21 protein-coding genes are annotated in these 21534 nt (G+C 55.6%); 9 read left to right on the top strand and 12 right to left on the bottom strand.

Going from position 1 to position 21534, the window contains the following annotated elements:
* Positions 1-10: 10 nt before the first annotated feature.
* Positions 11-241: a type II toxin-antitoxin system CcdA family antitoxin gene (locus ACR0CZ_RS02745; protein WP_170393761.1), complete on the top strand. Its 231-nt coding sequence runs from the start codon at positions 11-13 to the stop codon at positions 239-241.
* Positions 241-540 carry a CcdB family protein gene (locus ACR0CZ_RS02740; RefSeq protein ID WP_170393763.1) on the top strand — a complete coding sequence of 100 codons (300 nt, stop codon included), beginning with the start codon at positions 241-243 and terminating at the stop codon, positions 538-540. The genes ACR0CZ_RS02745 and ACR0CZ_RS02740 overlap by 1 nt, the downstream gene beginning before the upstream one ends.
* Before the next feature lie 70 nt (positions 541-610).
* Here ACR0CZ_RS02740 and ACR0CZ_RS02735 read toward each other — a convergent pair whose 3' ends face one another.
* From ACR0CZ_RS02735 to ACR0CZ_RS02720, 4 genes are all read right to left on the bottom strand, one after another.
* Positions 611-1021, bottom strand: a complete 411-nt coding sequence (locus ACR0CZ_RS02735; protein ID WP_170393765.1) for a universal stress protein — start codon at positions 1019-1021, stop codon at positions 611-613.
* Between the two features lie 13 nt (positions 1022-1034).
* The gene (locus tag ACR0CZ_RS02730) at positions 1035-2342 is read right to left on the bottom strand and encodes a TRAP transporter large permease (protein WP_170393768.1); all 1308 of its coding nucleotides are present in this window, start codon (positions 2340-2342) and stop codon (positions 1035-1037) included.
* Between the two features lie 160 nt (positions 2343-2502).
* Entirely contained in the window at positions 2503-3501 is a 999-nt protein-coding gene (locus ACR0CZ_RS02725; RefSeq protein WP_170625728.1) for a TRAP transporter substrate-binding protein DctP, read from the bottom strand.
* 119 nt (positions 3502-3620) lie between these two features.
* On the bottom strand, positions 3621-4121 hold the full coding sequence (locus ACR0CZ_RS02720) for a TRAP transporter small permease subunit (protein ID WP_170393772.1): 501 nt from the start codon (positions 4119-4121) through the stop codon (positions 3621-3623).
* A 616-nt stretch (positions 4122-4737) separates the two neighbouring features.
* Here ACR0CZ_RS02720 and ACR0CZ_RS02715 point away from each other — a divergent pair.
* Positions 4738-6219, top strand: a complete 1482-nt coding sequence (locus ACR0CZ_RS02715) for an aminotransferase-like domain-containing protein (RefSeq protein WP_170393774.1) — start codon at positions 4738-4740, stop codon at positions 6217-6219.
* A gap of 310 nt (positions 6220-6529) precedes the next feature.
* Here the strand turns inward: ACR0CZ_RS02715 and ACR0CZ_RS02710 are convergent, their stop codons facing one another.
* The 7 genes from ACR0CZ_RS02710 to ACR0CZ_RS02680 all read right to left on the bottom strand — a co-directional run bounded on the left by ACR0CZ_RS02710 (position 6530) and on the right by ACR0CZ_RS02680 (position 13354).
* Positions 6530-7804 (bottom strand): hypothetical protein, encoded by a 1275-nt coding sequence (locus ACR0CZ_RS02710; protein WP_170393776.1) that lies wholly within the window; start codon positions 7802-7804, stop codon positions 6530-6532.
* 46 nt (positions 7805-7850) lie between these two features.
* Positions 7851-8093 (bottom strand): hypothetical protein, encoded by a 243-nt coding sequence (locus tag ACR0CZ_RS02705; RefSeq protein WP_170393778.1) that lies wholly within the window; start codon positions 8091-8093, stop codon positions 7851-7853.
* Between the two features lie 146 nt (positions 8094-8239).
* On the bottom strand, positions 8240-9469 hold the full coding sequence (locus tag ACR0CZ_RS02700; RefSeq protein WP_170393780.1) for an AGE family epimerase/isomerase: 1230 nt from the start codon (positions 9467-9469) through the stop codon (positions 8240-8242).
* A gap of 170 nt (positions 9470-9639) precedes the next feature.
* Positions 9640-10671 carry a putative sulfate exporter family transporter gene (locus ACR0CZ_RS02695; RefSeq protein ID WP_170393782.1) on the bottom strand — a complete coding sequence of 344 codons (1032 nt, stop codon included), beginning with the start codon at positions 10669-10671 and terminating at the stop codon, positions 9640-9642.
* A gap of 69 nt (positions 10672-10740) precedes the next feature.
* On the bottom strand, positions 10741-11748 hold the full coding sequence (pta, locus tag ACR0CZ_RS02690) for a phosphate acetyltransferase (protein ID WP_170393785.1): 1008 nt from the start codon (positions 11746-11748) through the stop codon (positions 10741-10743).
* Between the two features lie 194 nt (positions 11749-11942).
* Positions 11943-12653, bottom strand: coding sequence for an aspartate/glutamate racemase family protein (locus tag ACR0CZ_RS02685; RefSeq protein ID WP_170393787.1), 711 nt, complete (start codon positions 12651-12653; stop codon positions 11943-11945).
* Positions 12650-13354 carry a GntR family transcriptional regulator gene (locus ACR0CZ_RS02680; RefSeq protein WP_170393789.1) on the bottom strand — a complete coding sequence of 235 codons (705 nt, stop codon included), beginning with the start codon at positions 13352-13354 and terminating at the stop codon, positions 12650-12652. Before ACR0CZ_RS02680 ends, ACR0CZ_RS02685 begins: the two co-directional genes overlap by 4 nt.
* A gap of 111 nt (positions 13355-13465) precedes the next feature.
* On the opposite strand from ACR0CZ_RS02680, the gene ACR0CZ_RS02675 reads away from it, so the two are divergent.
* The gene (locus tag ACR0CZ_RS02675) at positions 13466-15160 is read left to right on the top strand and encodes a thiamine pyrophosphate-binding protein (protein ID WP_480537092.1); all 1695 of its coding nucleotides are present in this window, start codon (positions 13466-13468) and stop codon (positions 15158-15160) included.
* Here the strand turns inward: ACR0CZ_RS02675 and ACR0CZ_RS02670 are convergent.
* On the bottom strand, positions 15121-16041 hold the full coding sequence (locus ACR0CZ_RS02670) for a LysR family transcriptional regulator (protein WP_170393793.1): 921 nt from the start codon (positions 16039-16041) through the stop codon (positions 15121-15123). The two genes, ACR0CZ_RS02675 and ACR0CZ_RS02670, sit on opposite strands and share 40 nt — an antisense overlap.
* 96 nt (positions 16042-16137) lie before the next feature.
* Here ACR0CZ_RS02670 and ACR0CZ_RS02665 point away from each other — a divergent pair, with 96 nt between their 5' ends.
* The 5 genes from ACR0CZ_RS02665 to ACR0CZ_RS02645 all read left to right on the top strand — a co-directional run bounded on the left by ACR0CZ_RS02665 (position 16138) and on the right by ACR0CZ_RS02645 (position 21467).
* Entirely contained in the window at positions 16138-17271 is a 1134-nt protein-coding gene (locus ACR0CZ_RS02665) for an enolase C-terminal domain-like protein (RefSeq protein ID WP_170393795.1), read from the top strand.
* Positions 17268-18518 (top strand): NAD(P)/FAD-dependent oxidoreductase, encoded by a 1251-nt coding sequence (locus tag ACR0CZ_RS02660; protein WP_170393797.1) that lies wholly within the window; start codon positions 17268-17270, stop codon positions 18516-18518. The genes ACR0CZ_RS02665 and ACR0CZ_RS02660 overlap by 4 nt, the downstream gene beginning before the upstream one ends.
* A 52-nt stretch (positions 18519-18570) precedes the next feature.
* Positions 18571-19545: a TRAP transporter substrate-binding protein gene (locus tag ACR0CZ_RS02655; protein ID WP_170393799.1), complete on the top strand. Its 975-nt coding sequence runs from the start codon at positions 18571-18573 to the stop codon at positions 19543-19545.
* A gap of 70 nt (positions 19546-19615) precedes the next feature.
* Positions 19616-20149: a TRAP transporter small permease subunit gene (locus ACR0CZ_RS02650; protein ID WP_170393801.1), complete on the top strand. Its 534-nt coding sequence runs from the start codon at positions 19616-19618 to the stop codon at positions 20147-20149.
* A gap of 4 nt (positions 20150-20153) precedes the next feature.
* Positions 20154-21467: a TRAP transporter large permease subunit gene (locus ACR0CZ_RS02645; protein WP_170393803.1), complete on the top strand. Its 1314-nt coding sequence runs from the start codon at positions 20154-20156 to the stop codon at positions 21465-21467.
* The last annotated feature ends 67 nt before the right edge of the window (positions 21468-21534 follow it).

Here is a 21534-nt window from a genome sequence, read left to right as displayed (position 1 = left end):
CCAAGACAGAATGAACGCTCAACCACGCAAACCGACCAATCTATCACTTGATAGCGCTTTGCTCACCGAGGCCAGAGCGCTGAACGTGAACCTGTCGCGTGCCGCCGAAGAAGGAGTGCGTGCCGCCGTTACCGCTGCGAAGGCAGCACAGTGGAGGGCCGAAAACGCGGAGGCACTGCAAAGCTCAAACTCGTATGTTGAACGGCACGGGTTGCCCTTGGACCGCTTTCGTCAGTTCTGATGCCGAAATACGATGTATTCCCCAACCCCTCCGGCGATGGCTATCTTCTGGATGTGCAAACCGATCTTCTGAGCGATCTGAATACCCGCATAGTGGTGCCGCTTTTGCCAAAAGCACATGCGCCGAAACCAGCGACCCGCCTCAACCCTGAGTTCCTGATAGATGGTGAGCTGGTTGTAATGGTGACCCAGTTCATGGCTGCTGTTCCTGTGGGACTCCTCAAATCACCAGTGGGTCATCTGAAAGATGATTTCGAGCAGATCACCGTGGCTGTAGACATGCTGATGCAAGGGTTCTGAACGACAATAGCTGGCCTCATTGGCCAGCCACTTTGCGCGCATAACACCTGTAAGGTGTTATGCTTCTGCTCTACTTGTCGCGCAGTACCACGACACTGCAATGTGCATGACGGACCACACGTGCAGCCGTTGAACCGATCAGATAGTCCGAAAGGCCCGGTTGGTGTGACGCCACCACTATGCAGTCCACTTTGTGTTCTTCGGCCCAATCCAGAATGGAATTTGTTGGATGACCTGTAACAACATGAGTGCCGATCTTCGGAGACTCCATCGATGCGTTCAGTTTGTCCTCAAAATCAGAAACGCTTTTCTGAACCTGCTCGGGTGGAAAGTACGACCCGATATACGAAGGTAGTTCTTCGAGAACGGACAGCACCGATACTGTCCCGCCATCCGACAGCAAGCGGCTTGCTGCATCCAGAGATTTGGCACAGTCGTTGATGTGATCAGGGGCGACTGGAACGAGGATATGGTTATACATCTGTACCTCCGGATTATTTCAGGATGTTGGGCAACCAGGTGGCGATCTGCGGGAAGATGAAGATCAGGGTCAGGCCAACGAACTGGAGTGCCACAAACGGGCCAACCGAATTGTAGACATCCCCCATGCTGACATCTTTGGGCAGAACCCCTTTGATCCAGAACAGCACAAAACCGAACGGAGGTGTCAGGTAAGCGATTTGGATGTTCACGATGAACAGCGCGCCAAACCACAGCTTGTCGATCCCCAATTCGTCGATAATCGGGATGAACAGTGGTGTGCACAGCATGATGATGGCCCAATCATCCATCACCATACCCAGGACGAGGATGATCAGCATCATCATCAGCAGGATGCCGGTTGCACCGCCGGGCATGGAAAGAACCAGATTGGTCAGCAGGTCCTGGCTGCCAAGCGTGTTGAACACATTAAGATAGACGGTGGCACCAATCAGAATCCAAAGCCCCATACCGCTGAGCTTCAAGGTGGACACCAACGATTCCCTCAGCACCTCCCAGGTCAGTTTGCCGTAGATCAGGTTGATGACAAAGGCGCCTGCGGCACCAAATGCGGCAGCTTCCGCCGGTGTTGCGATACCGCCCCAGATGACGCCCAGAACGATGATGATGAGTAAGGCAAACGGCCAGATGCTGAGAACGGCGGTCAGTTTTTCGGTGCGGGTGAATTTCTGATCAGCGGGCAGGGCGGGGCCCAACTCGGGCTGGATTTTACAACGTACGCCGATGTAGATCGTGTAGAACGTGGCCAGCATCAGGCCGGGCAGCAACCCCGCCATGAACAGGTCACCGATCGAAACCTTGGCCAGCAATCCATAGAAGATGAACGGAACGCTTGGTGGGATCAGCGCACCCAATGCACCGCCTGCCGCGATACAACCGATCGCGATACGGCGATCATATTTGTAGCGCATCATCGAAGGATAGGCGATCTGACCCATCGTGGTGGTCGCCGGCGGTGTGATGCCGGTGATTGCGGCAAAAACAGTACAGACCTGAACTGTACCCATCGCGAGACCACCATGAATGTGGCCGATCAGCTTGTAAACGGCATCATAGGCCGTTTCGGCTATCCCCGAAAATCTTATGAGTGAGCCCATGAACAGGAACAAAGGCACTGTGACCAGTACCGAATTCCAAGGCGTTGAATAGAATGCACTGGGCACGGACAACAGCGCGCGAGGTTCGAAAACCAGGGCAAATAGAACCGCTGTTCCGCCCAAGCCGAACGCAACCGGCAGCCCCATGAAAAGGATCCCAAACAGTATTAAGAAATACAGCGCTGTAATTAGTTCGAGGCTCATGATCTTTAGTTTCCCTACCTAGTGGCCGTTCGCGCGGTCTTTGCCGGGTTGCGTGTCAGCAGTGCTTTTAACACTGACATGCGCCCGTCTGGTCCGCTGGCCCGACGATCGGGCCAGCGAAAGAGTTTTAGCTATATTGGAAAGATGACATAGCGCGGGATTATTGCGCGTTCGCCTTGTCTTCCAGGAACCTCTTGAAGATTTCCACGCCTTTGGCGTTGCCCTCGGATGCGGCTGCAACCTGCGGCCAAACTTCGGCAATGGATTTCTCGCGCATACGAGCAACTTCTTCATCGCTCAGCTCGATTACTTCACCACCGGCATCGCGCAGGATTTGAAGCGCTTCTTCGACGCCTTCCGCATGCATGCGGCTGGTTTCGAAATAGGTTTCTTCGAAAACACCGTTGATCTTTTCGCGCTGCCAGTCGGTCAGGGCGTTCCAGCTCTGCAGGTTGATGAAGATCTCCTGGTGCTGAGCAGGGTTCCAGCCGGGCATGATCGCATAGTCGATAACTTCCTGGAACGACATGTCATCGATGCCGCCTGTATCCCAGTAGGTGCCTTCGATGGTGCCCAGTTTGATTGCGGTGTAAATCTCACCACCGTTCATCGAGACCGGCGCGCCGCCCATGGTCGAGTGGAAGATCGCCTGGGGTCCACCGGCGCGCATCTTGCGGCCTTCCAGATCTTCCAGTTTTTCGACACGGAACTTGGTGAACATTGCGTTCGGTCCCTGGTTGGTCCAGCCTGCCCACTGCAGGTTCCGCGCGTTGGCGGCCTCTTGCACGATGTCACCAACGCGGTAGTCGGGGTTGCCCCACATCACTTCCCACGCTTCTTCGGTGTTGTCGGCGCCCATGGCCATGCCAAACGCCAGCATGCCTTCGGGCATGTCGCCACCATAGACTGAACCCCAGCCCGCGTAGCCATCGGTCAGACCAGCAGCCGCTGCGCCAAAGGCCTCTGCACCACTGACCAGCGCCCCTGCGGGCTCAACACGGATTTTGACCGTGCCTTCAGTCGCTTTTTCAACTGCTTCAACCCAAGGGATCAGGCCATTGTCCCAGCCGGCATCGGTCTGGTCAAATGCGGGCTGGAAGGTCCACTCGGTTACTTCATCCGGCGGCCCATCTTGTGCGACGGCAATGCTTGCGGTCACGGCTATGGCGCCTGCCCACATGGTTGTGTGCACAAACCTGTTTGGTTTCATGTTAATTCCTCCTCGTTAGTGGATCAGTCTATTTTCGCTTGTATTTGCAGGCGCCCAGAACAGCGTGTCTAACTGCGCCCGAAGATCGTTTGCAGATCGCGGAGCAAGTGTTTCAGGACCACCAAGAGAACCATTGCACCGCTGAGTGGGATCGCAAATTTGATCGGATAAATCGGGATCGGAATGGATGTCGGGGTCTTCTGATTAAGCATCAGAGACAGCGATGCGGCTTCGTAACCCTTCCAGATCAATGCGACCAGAAACAGGATTGCAATCGGTGCCGTCAGGACATCCAAAATCGCCTTTGACCGCTTGCTGGCGTTTGCATAAAACAGGTCGAGTTTGACGAAACTGTCATGCTGCAATGCATAGACGCCGCCGGTGCAGGCCAACAACACCATCGCAGCTTGCAATGTGGTGCCGATCCACTGGGAGGGCGCGTTCAGTACATAGCGCATGAATACGTCCGACACGCCAAACGCCATGCAATATAAGATGAGAAACCAGCCGATGCGGCCCATGACTTCTGAGATTGCGCTTGTCAGCTTTTCCAGACCGCGCATCAGCATGCCAACCTCGTTGTGTTTTTCATGGATCTGGTTCTCCCTCAAAAAATCTGTGCGCTGAATTGATGTACCGGACCCTTCGCGTCGGGGTTCGGACGGACATCAGAGAAACGTCTGCTGAATCGCTGTTCACAGAGTCGACGCTTATCCCACTCCTGCAAAACCATGCGAACGGTCTCCCTCCCTAGTCGCATCGAACGGCCCGGGTGATCCCTAATTTCGACATGGAACTTCCCGGATCGCTACAGCAAACGCGAAGGAGTTCGACTGAGAAAGATACAGTTGTTTGTAATAATGGGTACAGATTTCATCGCGCCAAGTGACTGTTCGATGCCGCGATTCAGTCCCGCGCGTTAAGATGTTACAAGTTCAACAATGGCAGCGCAGGTTGCTTAAGCACATCTCTGGTCTGTATAAGTACTTTAAAAACATAGCGTTGGCTGAAGTCTCTTTTTTGAGTTATCATCAACCCGCTTTTAGTAAGAGCGCTATTGCTTTCAGCATTGCCAGCACAGAATTGGGGAATTTGGCGTCGTTTCCACTTTGCATGGAGCACTTGAAAACATGGATACAGTTTGCAAATCGCGTCGCAGAATTTGCGACTAGAGCCTGACAGGACATGACACAACGGTTGAGCATCGACAAAACTCAGTCCAGCGGTTTGCGAGATCAGATCGTCTCGCAGATTTCACGACTCATTTTTGAAGGTTTGATGCCGTCTGGACTAAAGCTTGCCTCATGTCGGGGGTTGGCGCGGGATCTCGATGTTTCGATCAATACGGTCGTCGCGGCTTATCGAAAGCTTGAAGAAGAGCAACTGATCGAGGCCCGGCCCCGCTCGGGTTATTATGTCTGCTCTGACGTAGGGATTCGCACGGACGGTGATGCGATTGGGCGAACCAGCACCAGACAGCGCACATCGATTGGCCAGAAACTGAACAAATTGCGCCGCACCGAAGAGATCGAAACCATCCAGCGCCCAAATGACTGGTACAAGTACGACTATCCGTTTGTGTGCAACCAAATCGATGATGGCGCATTCCCGGTTGCGGATTGGCGCGAATGCACTCGGTTGGCCATGAATCGAAAGCATCTGAAAATCTGGTCTGCAGACGGGCTGTACGAGGATTGCTTTGAACTTATCGAGCAGGTCCGGCAGCGCATCCTGCCCCGTCGCGGTATTTTTGAACCCAGCGATTCAATCCTGATCACATTGGGTTCGCAAAACGGATTGTTTATCACCAGCCTGTTGTTCGGCGGGCGCGATAAAACTGCGGTTATGGAGGATCCGGGATATCCGGATGCACGCAAGATCCTTCAGGCAAATTTTGGGAATGTAAGGTTTCAACCCATTGATAGCGAGGGTTTGATCGTCGATGAACGTCTGCGCGAGGCTGACCTGGTATTCGTAACCCCCAATCGCCAGCACCCAACCACCGTTACGATGTCCGAGCGCCGCCGCAAGGCCTTGCTGCAGGCCGCTGAAGAGTATGATTTTTACATAGTCGAAGACGATTACGAATGCGATGTGGATTACCGGCATTCTACTTTGCTGCCGCTGCGCAGTCTGGATGACACGGATCGACTGATCTATTTGGGCAGCCTTTCCAAAGGTCTTTCACCAGGTTTGCGCCTGGGGTATCTGGCGGCTGCGCCAGAATTTATTGACGCCGCGCGCGATTGCCGGGGAATGATGATGCGCCATCCGCCGATGATTCTTCAGCACACTGCTGCCGCGTTTATTAACTTGGGGTACTATGATGGCTTGTTGCGCAGGGTTCGCCAGAATTATGAGCTGCGCTGGCATCTGGCTGATACGACGATCCGTGAAAAGCTACCCCATTTCCTGAAAACGGGCGAATTTGGCGGAACGGTTTTTGTGCTTTCTGATCCCGAGGCCCGGTTGGATGCTATGACGATATGTCAAGCCGCCCTAAAACGCGGTGTTATTGTGGAGCCGATCGGGCCCTGTTTTTCAAATAAAACCGCAGGGAGATACCACTTTCGTCTTGGCGTCTCGTCAATCCAACCCGGTTCTATCCGAAAAGGGATTGAGCTGTTGTCCGAAGTGATTTCAGACCTACGCGCAACAAACTCGTAATGTACCAGGGCGGGAGGCAAACCAATAGTCCGCAAGCTTAAAAAGATTGATCGATGGTTCAATCTCCGACAGCTGAGTTTTCCCCCCACAGCATACGTGACACCAGGCTGGCTAGAAGGCTCAGGACGTACCAAGTCAACAGAAAGCCGACGCATTCCAGGGCGAATGACCCCCATTTGTAGAATAGGTCAGCAATAACAAAGGCGATAAGTAGCCAGGGGGCTTCCTGCCGCAAGAATGACTTTACGCCTTGTGATTTAATCGCTCTGTGCATGATGTAGATCCCTGAATTATAAATGGTTATAATGTTTTAGACGATAACGGGCGGATGGCGACGTGGTGCGTCATAGCGCTGCTGTGCGAACCAGGTCATGGTTGGTTCGATGTCAGTTTGGGTGTTCCCGCCCTGTAGCGTGTACCCGGCTGCCAGCCAGGTGAAGCCATCATCGGCAACCTCGGCACAGTTGGTGTAGTCGCCCCATTTTCCCAGACCCGGAGTGTCTGTGCCCCGTCGAGCGAGGGCCAGCCGCCAAGTCAGATCGATATCGTCGTATGAGCCAACAACATGGCTCGGATGCAAATTCCCACCACCCGCAAAGACCGAAAGCCCTACATCACCAACCCGGTTTACAGCTGTTGAGGGGTAGGCGAACGCGATCTGACTGTTCCAGATATCCGGTTCGTCAATCAATGACATGGTTGCTTCGTCAATGCGGACGGTCCTGACGTAAGGGAGTGGCCTGTTGGTCTGACGATTAGCTGTCCACATAAAGCCCAGAACGCCGCGTCCCAGCCAACCAGCCATAATGCGTGGATCAGTGCGCGACATCCAGTCGCCACCGGTGGTCTGCGCGGAATAATTGCCTGCGGACCAAGGCGTGACATCGATGTCGAATTCATCTACGTCCGAGGCGTTCTCGGCCCATCTGAATACGCGGATCTGCGAGTTCGTGTTGTGGCTGGCAAAGTACATCGCGCCGCGTGCGCCTTGTACGCAGCGCAGAGAGAAGTTGTCTTCTGTTTCGAATATGTCGAATGATAGCGTTGCCGCGGTCGCCAGTTCGTCCAGTGAAATCCGCAGAATGACCGAGCGGGTAAACTGGTTAGCCCCGGCCGAGAACACATTGGTGCCCGCATACATATAGTTTTCGGACAACGAAACGTGATTATAGTCGAACCACTCATTGTTCCACGCGGGATCAAGCCCGGCGGGGGTGAAATCCCAAATGTTCCATGTGTCGTTCCCCAAGGTGCGCCCTTGTTTGACCGCAACCCGCAGTGTGTTGGTGCCCCCCTGTTCGATATATTGAAGCAGCCAGATAAGCAGATCCCGGCTTGGGTCGTAAATCGTGGTCTGGTCACAGCAAAACCCCCCGTCAACAGGTGGGAACAACGTGAAAGGACTCATGTGAGACCAGCTTTGGCCGCCGTCCAGTGACCGACTTGCATACCAGTTGCCAGTGGCCAGAATCTGGCCTCCATTGCTGGAAACTGTCGGCTCGCCCACAGTAGAGGTTTGGCCGTTAGTATCGAAATCCGTAAGGTTTATTGTGTTGAAAATCCTTGGCTGATGGGTCGAGGGCATAGCAGCCTCCGTAATCTATTCATGTCAAAAAAATGTGCTTAATTGATTAGTAATCCAGTTCCGTCGGATCAGCGTCATTGCCGGATTGATCCGAATTATCTTCTTCCAAAGCAGGCCCGCCCTTTTTGCGAGTTTTTGAGACGCGCTCATCGCGTTCGCTCAGCATTTGCGGGGTCATGAGGCCTGACGCCCCGGCCCGTTCGCTCAGGGCGGAATGGGCCGATGGTTGTGGTCTCACCTCAAGTGTGCCCTTTCGGGTCGTTCGCTTTCCACGTGCTTGATTTGCCATTCAACTCTCCTATCCGTTCGTCAAGAAACGCATCCGAATTCGCAGGTCGTCGGATGGTGTTGAATGCACTATACATAGCAGATTTGCCCCGACTCTTCAATTGAGCCGGCTCGATGCGGGTCTCGCTCTGCTTGAATTCGCGCGCGTTAAAGCGGCACCATCCGCGATAAGCGCCCCGATAGCGGGAACAGGCAAGCCTGCAATGAATGATAGATATCCGGTTTGCCGTCAAAGATGGATGTCACGATGTCACCGGATTCATCCACCGCAGGGAACCAGCCGCCATGTTGGTGATCCACGAACGTTTCATTCGCAAAGGTCCAGAGATTTCTGTACCAAATTTCATCCTCTTGCCTTTTATCCAGTGCGATCAGGGTTCCAACCGCACCAATGGCTTCAGCTACTGGCCACCAGAACCGCGACGCATTTGCGACCCGACCCCCGAAATCCAGCGTATATGCCATGCCGCCGCCGGCCAGCCATGCATCCTTGAGGGCCTGCTCAATCAATCGTCGCGATGACTCGGGCGCGCCCGAGTTTGGTCGGCCCGATAAATCCCAATGCTGCAGCTGAAGTCGCCCAAGCTCGAACGAATGGCCTGGGGTCGTGCCTGCGGGACGGAACATCGGGTCACCGGCATAGCCCCGGTCAATCTGCCAATCTGAAGTGAAATGCTCGGGCAAGCGCCAGTTTTCAGCAGGTGCGATCCGGCCGATAAAAAAATCCAGAATACGACCGGCGCGGGTAAGAAAGATTTCGTCGCCTGTCGCCTCAAAAGCTGCAAGCAGTGCCTCAACTCCGTGCATATTCGCGTTCATTCCGCGATATGTGGAAAACGGCGTCCAATCGCGGTTCCATTCGTCGCGGAACAACCCGGCCTCATCATCCCAGAAATGTGTGTCCAAAACATCTCGGACTTCGGTCAGCAGTTTGTCAGCTTCCGGGTGCTCTATCTGTTTTGCGCTTGAGGCAGCGAGCAGAACAAAGACATGCCCGTAGGCAAGCTTGCGATCATCTTTGATGCTGTCGCCATCCAAAGCCCAAAGGTAACCGGCGTGATCCCGGTCTTTGTGGTGGCTGTTGAGGTAGGCCATACCGTGATCGATGATCCGCTCAGCGCCTTGAAATCCAATCAGATGCCCTAGAGCGTAAGAATGCACCAGGCGTGTAGTCGTGTGCAGTTCCTGCAATGTGTTTGGCAGCGGGCTGCCATCATGGTCGAGGGTGAAAAATCCTGGCTCGGTCCGACAACTTGCGCTGAAAAACGCCAACTGTCGCATAGCCTGATCTTTCAACCACGTGCGGTGTTCAGATGTATCAAGCCAAAAACCCGGTTCGGAATGCGGGCCAGGTGGCAGAGGCAAGGTGTTGTCCATATTCTTCATCTCGCTTGAGGAATCATTCGGAATCGAACGAAAAAGCGCTGCAAAGCGCCAGTCGCCAATGAACCAAACACCGCGAACGAAGGCAATCGACAAACCCGCACCGGACTGTCAGGGGTTGCCGTTCAGCCGTCGCAGTTGGCGGAAAACTCTTGGTAACTGCTTCAGGTTAATAGGTTAATCCCGGCCAGAATTACCACGGCGATGAACAACGTCTCCACTATGATGAGGGCGATTGCGGCTGCACCGACCGACAGGATCTGTTTAAGGTTTGTCTTCATCCCAACAGCTGCGATCGCAACAAGCAACAACCATCGAGAGCATTGGCTTAGAAATTCTGAAATCGCTGGCGGGATCAATCCGAATGAGGATGCCGCAGCGAGAACCAGAAATCCTAACACGAATCCCGGCAACAGCGGTGGGCGTTTCCCGTCTGCGTCCATTTCGGCAAAGCCACGAATAATCAGTGAAGCGACCAAAACCACCGGTGCCAGCATCGCCACGCGGAACAATTTGACCAGCGTCGCTGTATCTCCGGTTTGCTCCGAGATCGAAAATCCCGCGCCGACAACCTGAGCCACATCATGGATGGTGCCACCCAGAAACACACCGCCCGCAATCTCGTTCATCCCCAATGTGCGTACGAGGATCGGATAGGCGATCATGGCGATGGTGGACAAAACGGTCACGCCCATGACCGTGAAAATAAGACGCTCTTCCGAGCGTTCGTCCTTGGGCAGGATTGCACTGATCGCCATTGCCGCCGATGCACCGCAGATTGCGACCGAACCGGCGGTCAGAAACGCAAAGCGCCATTTGTGGCCAAAAAAACGAGCTACGGACAGGCCAAAACCTATGGTCAACAGCACTCCGACGATCACAAGGGCAATCAGGTCCCAGCCCAGACCCAGCATCAGGGTCATCGACACGCGCACACCCAGCAAGGCCACGCCAAGGCGCAGAAGTGTGCGTGCGGCGAATCCGATCCCCTCAACGGTTTTTCCTTCTTCGCCCAGAAAGCTGACCGCAATCCCTAGAAGAAGGGCCAGCAGCATGGCCGGGGTCGCATAATGTTCGGACAGAAACTTGGCGGCGACGGCCACGGTCACCGCAATCATGATACCAGGAAAGAGCGTGCGAACACGCTCCTTGCTCCGCTCGGTGAGGGATAGGTCTGAGGGATCAGCGGACGCCATAACGGATGGTCCTTTGTTTGTAATGAATGGGTCGCGGGCCTGCGCGATAAAGCAGGCGGGCTGCCGAGTTTAGGGTTCGCGCGCCTGCAGGATGGTCACCGCGATGATCTGCGTCACATCTTCCGCGCTGCATCCGCGCGATAGATCATTGGCCGGTTTGGCGAGCCCCTGCAAAACCGGACCGATCGCCAGATAACCGCCCAGCCGTTGAGTCATCTTGTACCCGATATTTCCGGCATCCAGATTTGGGAAAATCTTGACGTTCGACTGACCCGCGACCGAGGACCCGGGGGATTTTCGCTCACCAATCGACGGCACGAAGGCGGCATCAAATTGCAGCTCTCCATCCACATTCAACTCTGGGTGTTTCGCCCGCAGAATTTCTGTCGCGTTGACGACTTTGTCCACCGCTGGGTGTTGGGCGCTGCCTTTTGTTGAGAAACTCAACATCGCGATCTTTGGCTCTTCCTGCAGCAATGCCCGCGCGGAAACCGCTGAAGCGGCCGCAATGTTTGCCAGTTCTTCGGATGTCGGATCGATCACCAAGCCGCAATCTGAATAGAGCATGGCGCGAGCGCCCTCAGCGGCGGCCTCGGGTGGGTACATCAGGAAGAACGAGGATACCATTCCAGCATCGGGCTTCATCCCGATGACTTGGATGGCAGTTCTGACGACATCGCCCGTGGTATGGACTGCGCCGCCCACGGTCCCGGTTGCGTGGCCCAGCCGTACCAGCATCGCTGCATAGACCAGCGGAGTTTCTGCGGCCTTGCGTGCCTTGGCTTCATCGACACCTTTGTGTTTGCGCAGAGAATGATACTCGGCCGCAAAAGCGTCAGTCAGTTCCGAATGCGCAGGATCATGGATGGCAATACCATCCCCGGCAGAGCCACCTTCTGCCGCGAGCGCCGCTTTAACGTCAGCCTCAGGTCCAACGAGAATAATATTGGCCAGACCAGCCTTATGGGCGGCCAATCCTCCGGCAACAATGCGGGGATCGGTGCCTTCGCTCAGCGCTACAACTGGGCGGGTTTCCGAGGCACTGGCCGCCAACAACTCGATCGGTGTTTTCGTCATGCTTCTCGGTTCCTGAACTGTTGTTAATCGGCGTCAGAACAGGTGCCTTGAGGTTAACGATGGTCGTTTTGGCGCTGTTCCGATTTCGTTTCTTGATTGCTTGGTTCTGGTTCACCGTCAAGCTGTTGCCGATAGGTCCAGAATCGCCATCTGGCTATAGGAGGCGGCTACTCTGGACTTACGGAGTCACTCGATCAGAACCTTGGCGGTGTCAGCCCGGCCTGAAACCAGTTGATGAAAGTGACGATAGAAAACACGGGCAAACCGGTCGCTTGCTGTATGTCCGCCGCGTAAGGGCACATGTTTGTACATTCCAGTACAATTGCACCAAGGTCGGGATTGCCCGCTTGCAGCGCAAGCGCTGCTTCGACATTGTCGTCGCGGGCTTTGTCCACATCCAGCGTCAATGCGTTTTCGAGAATAGCGGTTGTGAATTCGCTGCCGCCTTCGGTGGTGCCAATTGGAGTTCCGTCGGGGACCTGTGCCTTTCGCAGGTGCTCATCCGTAAGTGTTGAGGCGGAGATGGTTAGAATGCCGGCGCGCTTTCCTGCAGGAAGGATACGGTTCACCATATCGACCTGCATCATCGACGACGTCGCGACCGGAACAGGAACCGCCTCGGCCAGTTCATCCTGAAACAGCGAAAGAAAGCCGCAATTGGTGGTGATCCCGTCTACCCCGTCTTTGACAAGTTCCCGTGCGGCATCGATGAACGCTCCAAGCATTCCTTCAGCACCTTGTCGGACCACAAGATCAGGCGAGGCGTTGCGCACGATGCGATAGAGCACGGGAAACGGCCATGTCCGAGCGTTGCCCATATCACCGGGAATACGTGGAAACTGTGCGTCCAACATCAGGATGCCGACAGATGCGCCGTATATGGATTTTCCGCCCTGCGCGATCATGACTGCGCCTCCTGAATGATGCGGGTCGAGATATCGTCCGACCCTTCCATATAGATGCTTGATATCCCATGGCGCACCGCGTCCTGCACCTGATCCATCCGTTTGTTGATATGGGTGCCCAAAGCCTGCGCGGCCTCATCAGCGTCGCGGTTCATCAAGGCCTGCATGACGCGCTTATGTTCGTCTTTTGAGCGTTGGACCCGGTCCAGACTCATGGAAATCCATCGGATATAGCGAATGCGCTCATTAATCCGCATCAGGGTTTGCAGCAATTCCATGTTGCCAGACAGCCGGGCGATGCCCAGATGAAACGCTTCATCTCGCGTGACGGCCTCTTCAACGGTAAGCCCGGTGATATCGATACCCATCGCATAAAGTTCGTCGTGAAGCGCCTGCAGTTGTTCTGTGGTGGCCTTGGTGCACGCTGCGCGGACGGCGGCGGTTTCGATGATTTGGCGCAGCTCGAACAGCTCAAAAATGCTTTGGGCATCCAATGGGCGGCAAAAGAAACCCTGTCCCGGGCGGAAGTCGAACAAACGTTCGGCGACCAGCCGGTTCAGTGCTTCGCGCAAAGGGGTGCGGCTGACGCCCAGCTCTTTCGACAGGGCGACCTCGTTCAAACGATCGCCGGGACGCAGGCGGAATGAAACCGCCATGGCCTTCATCTGATCGTAGATATCATCAACGCGTGGACCTGCCATTGGTACTGCCTTTTGGTCGTTGCCCCACAGGTGCCACAGGTCAGTCTTGAAATCAATATACAAAACTGTATACAGGTCTGTGTGCAGATTAGATTGAGGGAGTCGCCCACCATGACAGGAACGAATTACCTGACCGGAGCCGAGGCAATGGTCCGTATGCTTGAGGCGCATGGCGTGAAGCACATGTTCGGCCTATGTGGTGATACAACCTTGCCATTCTATGATGCGCTATCTCGGATGGATCACGGTATTCAGCACATTCTGACGCGGGATGAACGTCATGCGGCCTACATGGCGGATGGTTATGCAAGGGTGACAGGTAAGCCGGGTGTCTGCGAAGGCCCGTCTGGGGGCGGGGCGACCTATATTCTACCTGGCGTGGTCGAAGCCAACGAAAGCTCGGTTCCTATTCTTGCGATCACCTCGGATGTGGCGACAACCAGCCGGGGAAAGTACCCGCTGACCGAATTGGACCAACCCGCGCTGTTCAAGCCGCTGGCCAAGTGGAATGCGTCGCTGGATGACGCCACACGATTGCCGGCCATGGTACGTGCGGCATTCCGGGCTATGACCACCGGAACACCTGGGGCCACACATCTTGCCTTACCCTTCGACACTCAGAAGGCGCAGGTGGATGAGGCTGAGATCTGGGCGGATGCGCGGCACCGCAGCTATCCGGCGGAACGCGCAGGTCCCGATCTGGGTGCAATAGAGGCGGCGGCAGAGATACTGGCAAAATCAAAGTCTGCGGTTGCCGTTTGTGGCGGTGGACCTGTTCTGTCAGGGGCAAGCGACGCACTGCGCCGGGTCGCGGGTCTGTTGGACATGCCCGTCGCCACGACTGTGTCGGGGCAGGGCTCGATTGCCGAGACAGACCCGCTCGCGCTTGGTGTTGTCGGATCGAATGGCGGGGTGCCTGCCACCCGCGCTGTGGTAGATGCGGCGGATGTCGTTCTGTTCATCGGATGTCGCGCAGGATCCGTCACGACCGAGCGCTGGAGAAGCCCTGCGCGCGATGCCACCATCATTCATATCGACAGTGACCCGATGGTGATCGGAGCCAACTATCCGACCGAAGTCGCTATTTGTGCCGACGCGCGTCTCGCGCTGGAAGCATTGGCGGACGCATTGGCGGCACGCCAAGACCTGCCCAGGCTGGGCGGGGCGGCCAAATCAAACGCGGCATGGGCGGCCAAATTGGCTGCGTTCGCCCCGCTTGCAGCCAGCCGAGAAACGCCGATCCGGCCCGAGGCTGTCATGGCTTCGCTAATGGATATCCTGGATGATGATGCGATTGTTGTCGCTGATCCCGGCACGCCATGCCCATATTTCAGCGCGCATTACCGCTGGCGGACACCGGGGCGGCATTTCATCACTAACCGGGCGCATGGGGCGTTGGGGTATTCCTTGGGTGCCGCGATGGGTGCGCATGTTGGACGGCCTTCGGTCAAGACCTTGTCGGTGATGGGTGACGGCTCATTCGGCTTTGCCTGTGGTGAGTTCGAAACCATGGTGCGGCACAACATGCCGATCACCTCAATTGTATTCTCGAACTCGGTCTTTGGCTGGATCAAGGCCGGACAGGACGCAGGGTTTGGGCAGAGATACTACAATGTTGATTTCAACCGCACCGACCACGCCGCTGTTGCAAGCGCCTTTGGTGTGAAATCATGGACTGTCAAAGATCCCGAAGACCTGTCCAAAGTTCTGAAACAGGCTATCGAGCATGATGGCCCGACATTGGTCGACATTTACTCACAACCGCTTCACGAGGCCGCTGCACCGGTTTCGGAATGGGTGGCATAAGAGACGATCGAAGGGGTTAGCTGAGCCAGAAAATCCTGTGCAATCGTTGATAGGGGTCGCCCTTTCGAGGTGATAATGGCCAGATCAAGCATCACAGCCGGTCGGAAGGGGCGGGTTTGATACCCGCTCTCGTCGTCAAAGGTGACAGTGAAGGGATCGATCATCGCGACCCCCATGCCCTGCTTGACGAAACTTAGCAGGTTTTCTGACAGATGGGTGTGAATCTGGGTCCGCCAGTTGCGCCCCGCTGATTGGAAGATGTCCCGAGTTCGTCGGTGGGTTTGATGCTCTGGCCCCATCACGATGAATGGTTCGTTTTCAAGAATTTCAGGTGTGAGCACATCATAATCTGCCAAAGGGCTGGTTTCCGGAAAGGTCGCCAGCGTTTCGAACTCAAAGACCTGATAGTTCAGGGTGTCATGCAGAATGGGCATCTCGACAATGCCGATCTCAAACAGGCCAGAGATTACCCATTCTTGAATCTTCGAGGAATACTGCGACTGAAAACTCACCGACAGGTTCGGGCGGCTTTCTGCGAAGCGAGCGATCTCACGCGGCATGAAGCCGAAGGATAGCAGATGTGGCGCGGCGATCTGCAATTGACCCGGATGCTTGTTCTGCAGATCCGTGACCGCCTGCGCTACGTGATCCAGCCCCCGAACAACCGTATCAACCTCGCGGTATAGAAGTTCAGCTTCTGGCGTAGGCAGCAACCGGCCTTTGTTGCGTTCAAACAGCGGCAAACGCGCTTCGCGCTCTAGCTGTGCCAACAGATTGCTGATCCCGGGCTGTGAAATCCCAAGCACCGAGGCCGCACCCGTGACAGTGCCGGTTTCCATGATGGCGTGAAAAGCCTGTAGCTGACGAAATCGCAGGGACATCGCTATAGTATCATTTTTCCTGATGACCTCTAGATAATATAGTATTTGAAATGATATCCTCGTCAAGGCAGGCTTCGGCCATTGGCAGGGGGTGCAATGGGCGATCTGACACAGAAAATCATCGGCTATGATCTCTGGCACCTTGAGTTGCCCGTGACGTCTCGCCGTGATCATGGCATCGGGTCCGTCGAAGGAACATGCGAAGTCGTCGTCCTGCGGCTGAGATCCGAGGACGGCAGTGAAGGATTTGGTGAGGCCTCTCCCTGGTCTGTCTTCACGGGCACCCCAGAGGCCACTTATGCAGCCCTTGATCGCTATTTGCGCCCACTTGTGGTTGGGGCCAGAGTGGGCGACCGTTCAGCGATCATGGCACAGGCAGCTTATGCCGTGGCTCATTGCACCGAGGCAAAGGCTGCATTGGAAACCGCTTTGCTGGATCTTGCGGGCAGAATCAGCAAGGTTCCTGTTTGGTCTCTGCTGGGCGGGAAGTGCCGGGCAACCATTCCACTCAGTTGCTCAATTGCGAACCCGGATTTTGCTCAGGATGTTGAGCTGCTGTCACAATTGCAGGCCGATGGCGTTCGGATTGTAAAGCTCAAGACCGGGTTCAAAGATCACGCCTTCGATATCATGCGGTTGGAGTATCTCGCGCAGAACCATCCGGATTTCAGGGTTCGTGTTGATTACAATCAGGGACTCAGTATCGAGGATGCACCGGCACAGGTTCGCGATGTTGCGCAATTCGCTCCGGATTTCATTGAGCAACCTGTCCGCGCTCATCAATTCAGCATGATGGGCAAGTTGCGACAGATGATTGACGTCCCACTTCTGGCTGATGAGAGCGTCTTTGGCCCCGAAGACATGGAACGGGCAGCGCGTGACGGTATCTGTGACGGGGTTTCAGTGAAAATCATGAAATCAGGTGGCCCGACGCGAGGCCAGACTGTGGCCCGTATCGCTGCTGCACATGGTTTGACAGCCTATGGCGGTGATATGTTCGAGGCCGGATTGGCGCATCTGGCAGGCACACATATGATTGCTGCTACACCTGAGATAACGTTGGGCTGCGAGTTCTATCAAGCCTCCTACTTCCTGAAAGAAGACATTCTTGAAAGCCCCTTCCAAGTAAGCAGCGGCGAAGTTGTAGTTCCTGACGCACCCGGGCTCGGCAACAGACCTGATGTAACCAAGCTTGAGCATTATGCAGTGGCCAAGGCGGTGGGGGCATGAGCGAGAAGAAGACCATAGCAATCATCGGCGCCGGGATCGTTGGCGTGTCTGCTGCGGTATGGCTGCAGCGGGATGGTCACGAGGTAATCCTGATCGACAAGGTCGGACCGGGAGAGGGCACCTCACATGGCAATGGGGGCGTGCTGGCGTCATGCTCGATTGTTCCGGTGACTGTTCCAGGGCTGCTCCGGAAGGCGCCCAAAATGCTGCTCAGCCCGTCTCAGCCGTTGTTTCTGAGATGGGGGTATCTTCCAAAGCTGATCCCTTGGCTAACCCGCTATTTGAGTCATGCGAATGCATCAGATGTGGAACGCATAGCTTCAGCTTTGACGCCAATTGTTGGCGATAGCCTGAACGACCACAAAGCGTTGGCCGAGGGCACAGGCGCTGAAAAATGGATCGTGCCCTCTGACTATCTGTTCCTGTACAACGACCGCGCGCATTTCAAAGATGATGCGTTTGGCTGGGACATTCGGCGCAGGAACGGATTCACATGGGACGAATTGGAAGGCCCTGCCTTTCACGCCTATGATCCGGTCTATAGTGAAGACATTGGATTTGCGGCGAAGCTTTCGGATCATGGCCATATCACGGATCCAGGTCGGTACGTCAAAGATCTGGCGGCGTATGTCGAGGCACATGGGGGCACAATCCTACGTGCAGCGGTCGATGACGTTGTTCAGGAAAATGGTCGCGTAACCGGTATACGGGCGGCAGGCGAAACCATCGCGTGTGATACGGCAATTGTAACTGCGGGCGTTTGGTCGGGGCCTTTGGCCAAGCGTTTAGGCATTTCTGTTCCCCTTGAAACCGAACGCGGCTATCATCTTGAATTGGTGGAGCCTTCTGCCATGCCGCGCAGTCCGGTCATGGTGGTTTCCGGCAAATTTGTCGCCACACCGATGGATGGCCGCATTCGTTTGGCTGGCATCGTGGAATTTGGCGGTCTTGATGCGCCACCCTCACGCGCGCCGTTTGAATTGATGCGCAAGAATGCCCGGATGGCCTTCCCGGGTTTGACATGGAAGGAGGAAGTGGAATGGATGGGGCACCGCCCAGCACCAACTGACTCGATCCCGATTATCGGTGAGGCTCCGGGGATCAGCGGTGCGTATATGGGCTTTGGGCACCATCACATTGGCCTGACAGGCGGGCCGAAAACGGGGCGACTTCTGGCCCAGATAATTGCGGGCAGAACACCGAACACTGACATGAGCGTCTACGCGCCCTCGCGTTTCGCAACATAGAAATGACTGGCGAAGAACGCCGGCGTCTCAAAACTCAACAGGGAGAAACATGATGAAAAAACTGACAAGCCTTCTGGCAGCAACCGCTCTGACGGCTGCCGCAGCAGCGCCAGTAATGGCAGAGAAATGGGATATGCCGATGGCCTATTCGGCATCGAATTTCCATTCGGCCACCGGCGCGGAGTTCGCCAAATGTGTCACCACAGGAACCGGTGGTGAGATTGAAATCGTCACACACCCGTCCGGCTCGCTGTTCAAAGGTGCCGACATCAAGCGTGCGATCCAGACCGGGCAAGCCCCGATTGGTGAGCGTCTGCTGTCTGGGCACCAGAACGAAAACGCGCTGTTCGGCTTTGACTCGATCCCATTCCTGGCAACGTCGTTCGACGACAGCGCCAAGCTGTGGGATGCGGCAAAGCCGTCCATCGAAAAGCTGCTGGCTGAACAGAACCTGACGCTGCTTTACGCCGTGCCTTGGCCGCCTCAAGGGCTTTATTTCAAGAACGAAGTGAACTCGGTTGCGGATATGGAGGGGATCAAGTTCCGCTCCTACAACAACGCCACCTCACGCCTGGCCGAACTGACGGGGATGCTGCCCGTCACCATCGAGGCGGCTGAGATTAGCCAGGCCTTTGCCACCGGAGTAGCGGATTCCATGGTATCATCCGGGTCGACCGGCTATGACCGGAAGGTCTGGGAAAGCCTGAACTACTTCTATGAAGTGGATGCCTGGTTGCCGCGCAACTACGTGATGGTGAACTCGGATGTCTGGGCCGGTGTCTCGGATGCGAACAAGAACGTCATCAAAGGCTGTGCGGAACTGGCCGAGTATGCAGGTAACTGGCGCGCCAAGGAATATACCGGCTTTACGCTTCAGGGTCTGCGCGATGGCGGCATGACAGTTGGTCCTGCATCCGAACAGATGACGAATGAGCTGAAAGAAATCGGCGTCACCATGACCAACGAATGGCTTGAGGCCGCCGGAGACGAAGGCAAAGCTATCGTCGACGCGTTCAACTCTCAGTAACCATTCGAATGCGGGCGGCAGTTCATCCTGCCGCCTGCTCCCAATCCACAAAAAGCACAGCGGGGACAGCATGGCGGCAATGCGAGGGCTCAGGTCCGTACTGGATTTCATTTATCTGGCAGCAGGGGTTATGGCGGCGCTCAGCCTGATTGCCATTCTGGTGTTGATTGTTGTGCAAATGCTGGCCCGTTGGACCGGTGAGGTGTTTCCCGGCGCGCCAGACTATGCTGGATATGCGATGGCCGCTGCGTCTTTTCTGGCCTTCGCCAACGCCTTGAACCGAGGCAGCCATATTAGAGTCTCCATTCTCCTGAACGCGGTTCCCGATGGCTTTCGCAGAATTCTGGAAATCTGGTGCTTTGCGATTGGTTCGGCGGTCATGTGGTATTTCTGCTGGTATGCCTATCGCTTTGTGTACTGGAGCTGGAAGTTCAACGATATCAGCCAGGGGCAAGATAAAACCGCCCTTTGGATACCGCAATCTACCATGCTGATCGGAGCGGTCATTCTGGCCATCGCGCTGACCGATCACCTGTTCCATGTCCTGTTCAAGGGTGATCACCGCATCACCCGTGATCTGGCCGATCAGAGCCACGGAGAGTAAGAGCATGGAAAATATATCCGTTATTATCCTCTTCCTCTTTGTCCTTTTCACCTTGCTGGGCACCGGTGTCTGGGTCGGGCTGGCCCTGATGGGCGTCGCCTGGGTCGGGATGGAGCTGTTCACGACGCGCCCCGTAGGCGATGTCATGATCACCACGATCTGGTCGGCGTCCTCTTCCTGGACCCTGACCGCCTTGCCTATGTTCATTTGGATGGGCGAGATCCTCTACCGAACGCGATTGTCCGAAGACATGTTCAAAGGCCTGTCGCCGTGGATGGCACCTTTGCCCGGAGGGCTGGTTCACACGAATATCGTAGGCTGTACGGTGTTTGCCGCGGTATCGGGGTCATCTGCCGCGACGTTGACCACGGTTGGCAAGATGTCGATCCCGGAACTGCGAAAGCGCAACTATCCCGAACGCATGGTCATCGGCACGCTGACCGGCGCGGCAACACTTGGGCTAATGATCCCACCGTCACTGACGTTGATCGTCTACGGCGTTACGATCAACGAGTCCATCACCAAGCTGTTCTTTGCAGGCATCCTGCCCGGTCTTGTGCTTGCCGCAATGTTCATGGGCTATGTCGCCATCTATTCGAAAGTTGGCAAAGACTGGAACCCCAACGATGAGAGCAAGCTGACTTTTTCCGAAAAGGTTAAGAACTCTCGCTTTCTGTTGCCAGTGATCCTGCTGATCATGGTGGTAATCGGATCGATGTATCTGGGTTATGCTACGGCGACCGAGGCGGCGGCTTTCGGTGTGATTGGCGGACTGCTACTGGCAGCAGGGCAGGGATCGTTGAACTGGAAGACCTTCACTGAAAGTTTGATGGGCGCGACCCGCACCAGTGCGATGATTGCGCTGATCCTAGCGGGTGCTGCGTTCCTGTCATTGTCGATGGGCTTTACCGGCCTGCCGCGCGGGCTTGCGGATTTGATCGCGGGCTGGGAACTGACCCGGTTCGAACTGCTGATGGTTCTATTGGTCTTTTACGTCATACTGGGATGCTTCCTTGATGGGATTTCTTCGGTTGTGCTGACTATGGCCGTTGTCGAGCCTATGATCCGGGACGCCGGGATCGATCTGATCTGGTTCGGGATCTTCATCGTGGTCGTTGTCGAGATGGCGCAGATCACGCCGCCCATCGGTTTCAACCTGTTCGTGATGCAGGGCATGACCAATCATGAAATGAGCTATATCGCCCGCGCTGCGATCCCGATGTTCCTGATCATGGTGCTGATGGTGTTCGTTCTGATCTGGTTCCCCGAGTTGGCGACGTGGCTGCCCGAAAACCTGCGTCAAAGCCCCGGTGGGTAGACGCCGTTGAACCCGCTTCACCTCGCGGCGCGTCACGGCCCATATGTGTTAGTATCGGGCCTTGCCG

This window comes from Ruegeria sp. H9, assembly GCF_056532915.1.
Note: the sequence above shows the minus strand (reverse complement) of the source record. Positions and strands in the feature narration are given on the sequence as shown.

Coding starts and splice junctions, on each gene's coding strand:
- ACR0CZ_RS02715 (WP_170393774.1), top strand. CDS start 4,738: ATGACACAACGGTTGAGCATCGACAAAACTCAGTCCAGCGGTTTGCGA.
- ACR0CZ_RS02680 (WP_170393789.1), bottom strand. CDS start 13,354: ATGGCAGGTCCACGCGTTGATGATATCTACGATCAGATGAAGGCCATG.
- ACR0CZ_RS02695 (WP_170393782.1), bottom strand. CDS start 10,671: ATGGCGTCCGCTGATCCCTCAGACCTATCCCTCACCGAGCGGAGCAAG.
- pta (WP_170393785.1), bottom strand. CDS start 11,748: ATGACGAAAACACCGATCGAGTTGTTGGCGGCCAGTGCCTCGGAAACC.
- ACR0CZ_RS02720 (WP_170393772.1), bottom strand. CDS start 4,121: ATGCTGATGCGCGGTCTGGAAAAGCTGACAAGCGCAATCTCAGAAGTC.
- ACR0CZ_RS02705 (WP_170393778.1), bottom strand. CDS start 8,093: ATGGCAAATCAAGCACGTGGAAAGCGAACGACCCGAAAGGGCACACTT.
- ACR0CZ_RS02670 (WP_170393793.1), bottom strand. CDS start 16,041: ATGTCCCTGCGATTTCGTCAGCTACAGGCTTTTCACGCCATCATGGAA.
- ACR0CZ_RS02735 (WP_170393765.1), bottom strand. CDS start 1,021: ATGTATAACCATATCCTCGTTCCAGTCGCCCCTGATCACATCAACGAC.
- ACR0CZ_RS02660 (WP_170393797.1), top strand. CDS start 17,268: ATGAGCGAGAAGAAGACCATAGCAATCATCGGCGCCGGGATCGTTGGC.
- ACR0CZ_RS02655 (WP_170393799.1), top strand. CDS start 18,571: ATGAAAAAACTGACAAGCCTTCTGGCAGCAACCGCTCTGACGGCTGCC.
- ACR0CZ_RS02665 (WP_170393795.1), top strand. CDS start 16,138: ATGGGCGATCTGACACAGAAAATCATCGGCTATGATCTCTGGCACCTT.
- ACR0CZ_RS02645 (WP_170393803.1), top strand. CDS start 20,154: ATGGAAAATATATCCGTTATTATCCTCTTCCTCTTTGTCCTTTTCACC.
- ACR0CZ_RS02685 (WP_170393787.1), bottom strand. CDS start 12,653: ATGATCGCGCAGGGCGGAAAATCCATATACGGCGCATCTGTCGGCATC.
- ACR0CZ_RS02740 (WP_170393763.1), top strand. CDS start 241: ATGCCGAAATACGATGTATTCCCCAACCCCTCCGGCGATGGCTATCTT.
- ACR0CZ_RS02675 (WP_480537092.1), top strand. CDS start 13,466: ATGACAGGAACGAATTACCTGACCGGAGCCGAGGCAATGGTCCGTATG.
- ACR0CZ_RS02710 (WP_170393776.1), bottom strand. CDS start 7,804: ATGCCCTCGACCCATCAGCCAAGGATTTTCAACACAATAAACCTTACG.
- ACR0CZ_RS02700 (WP_170393780.1), bottom strand. CDS start 9,469: ATGGACAACACCTTGCCTCTGCCACCTGGCCCGCATTCCGAACCGGGT.
- ACR0CZ_RS02650 (WP_170393801.1), top strand. CDS start 19,616: ATGGCGGCAATGCGAGGGCTCAGGTCCGTACTGGATTTCATTTATCTG.
- ACR0CZ_RS02745 (WP_170393761.1), top strand. CDS start 11: ATGAACGCTCAACCACGCAAACCGACCAATCTATCACTTGATAGCGCT.
- ACR0CZ_RS02730 (WP_170393768.1), bottom strand. CDS start 2,342: ATGAGCCTCGAACTAATTACAGCGCTGTATTTCTTAATACTGTTTGGG.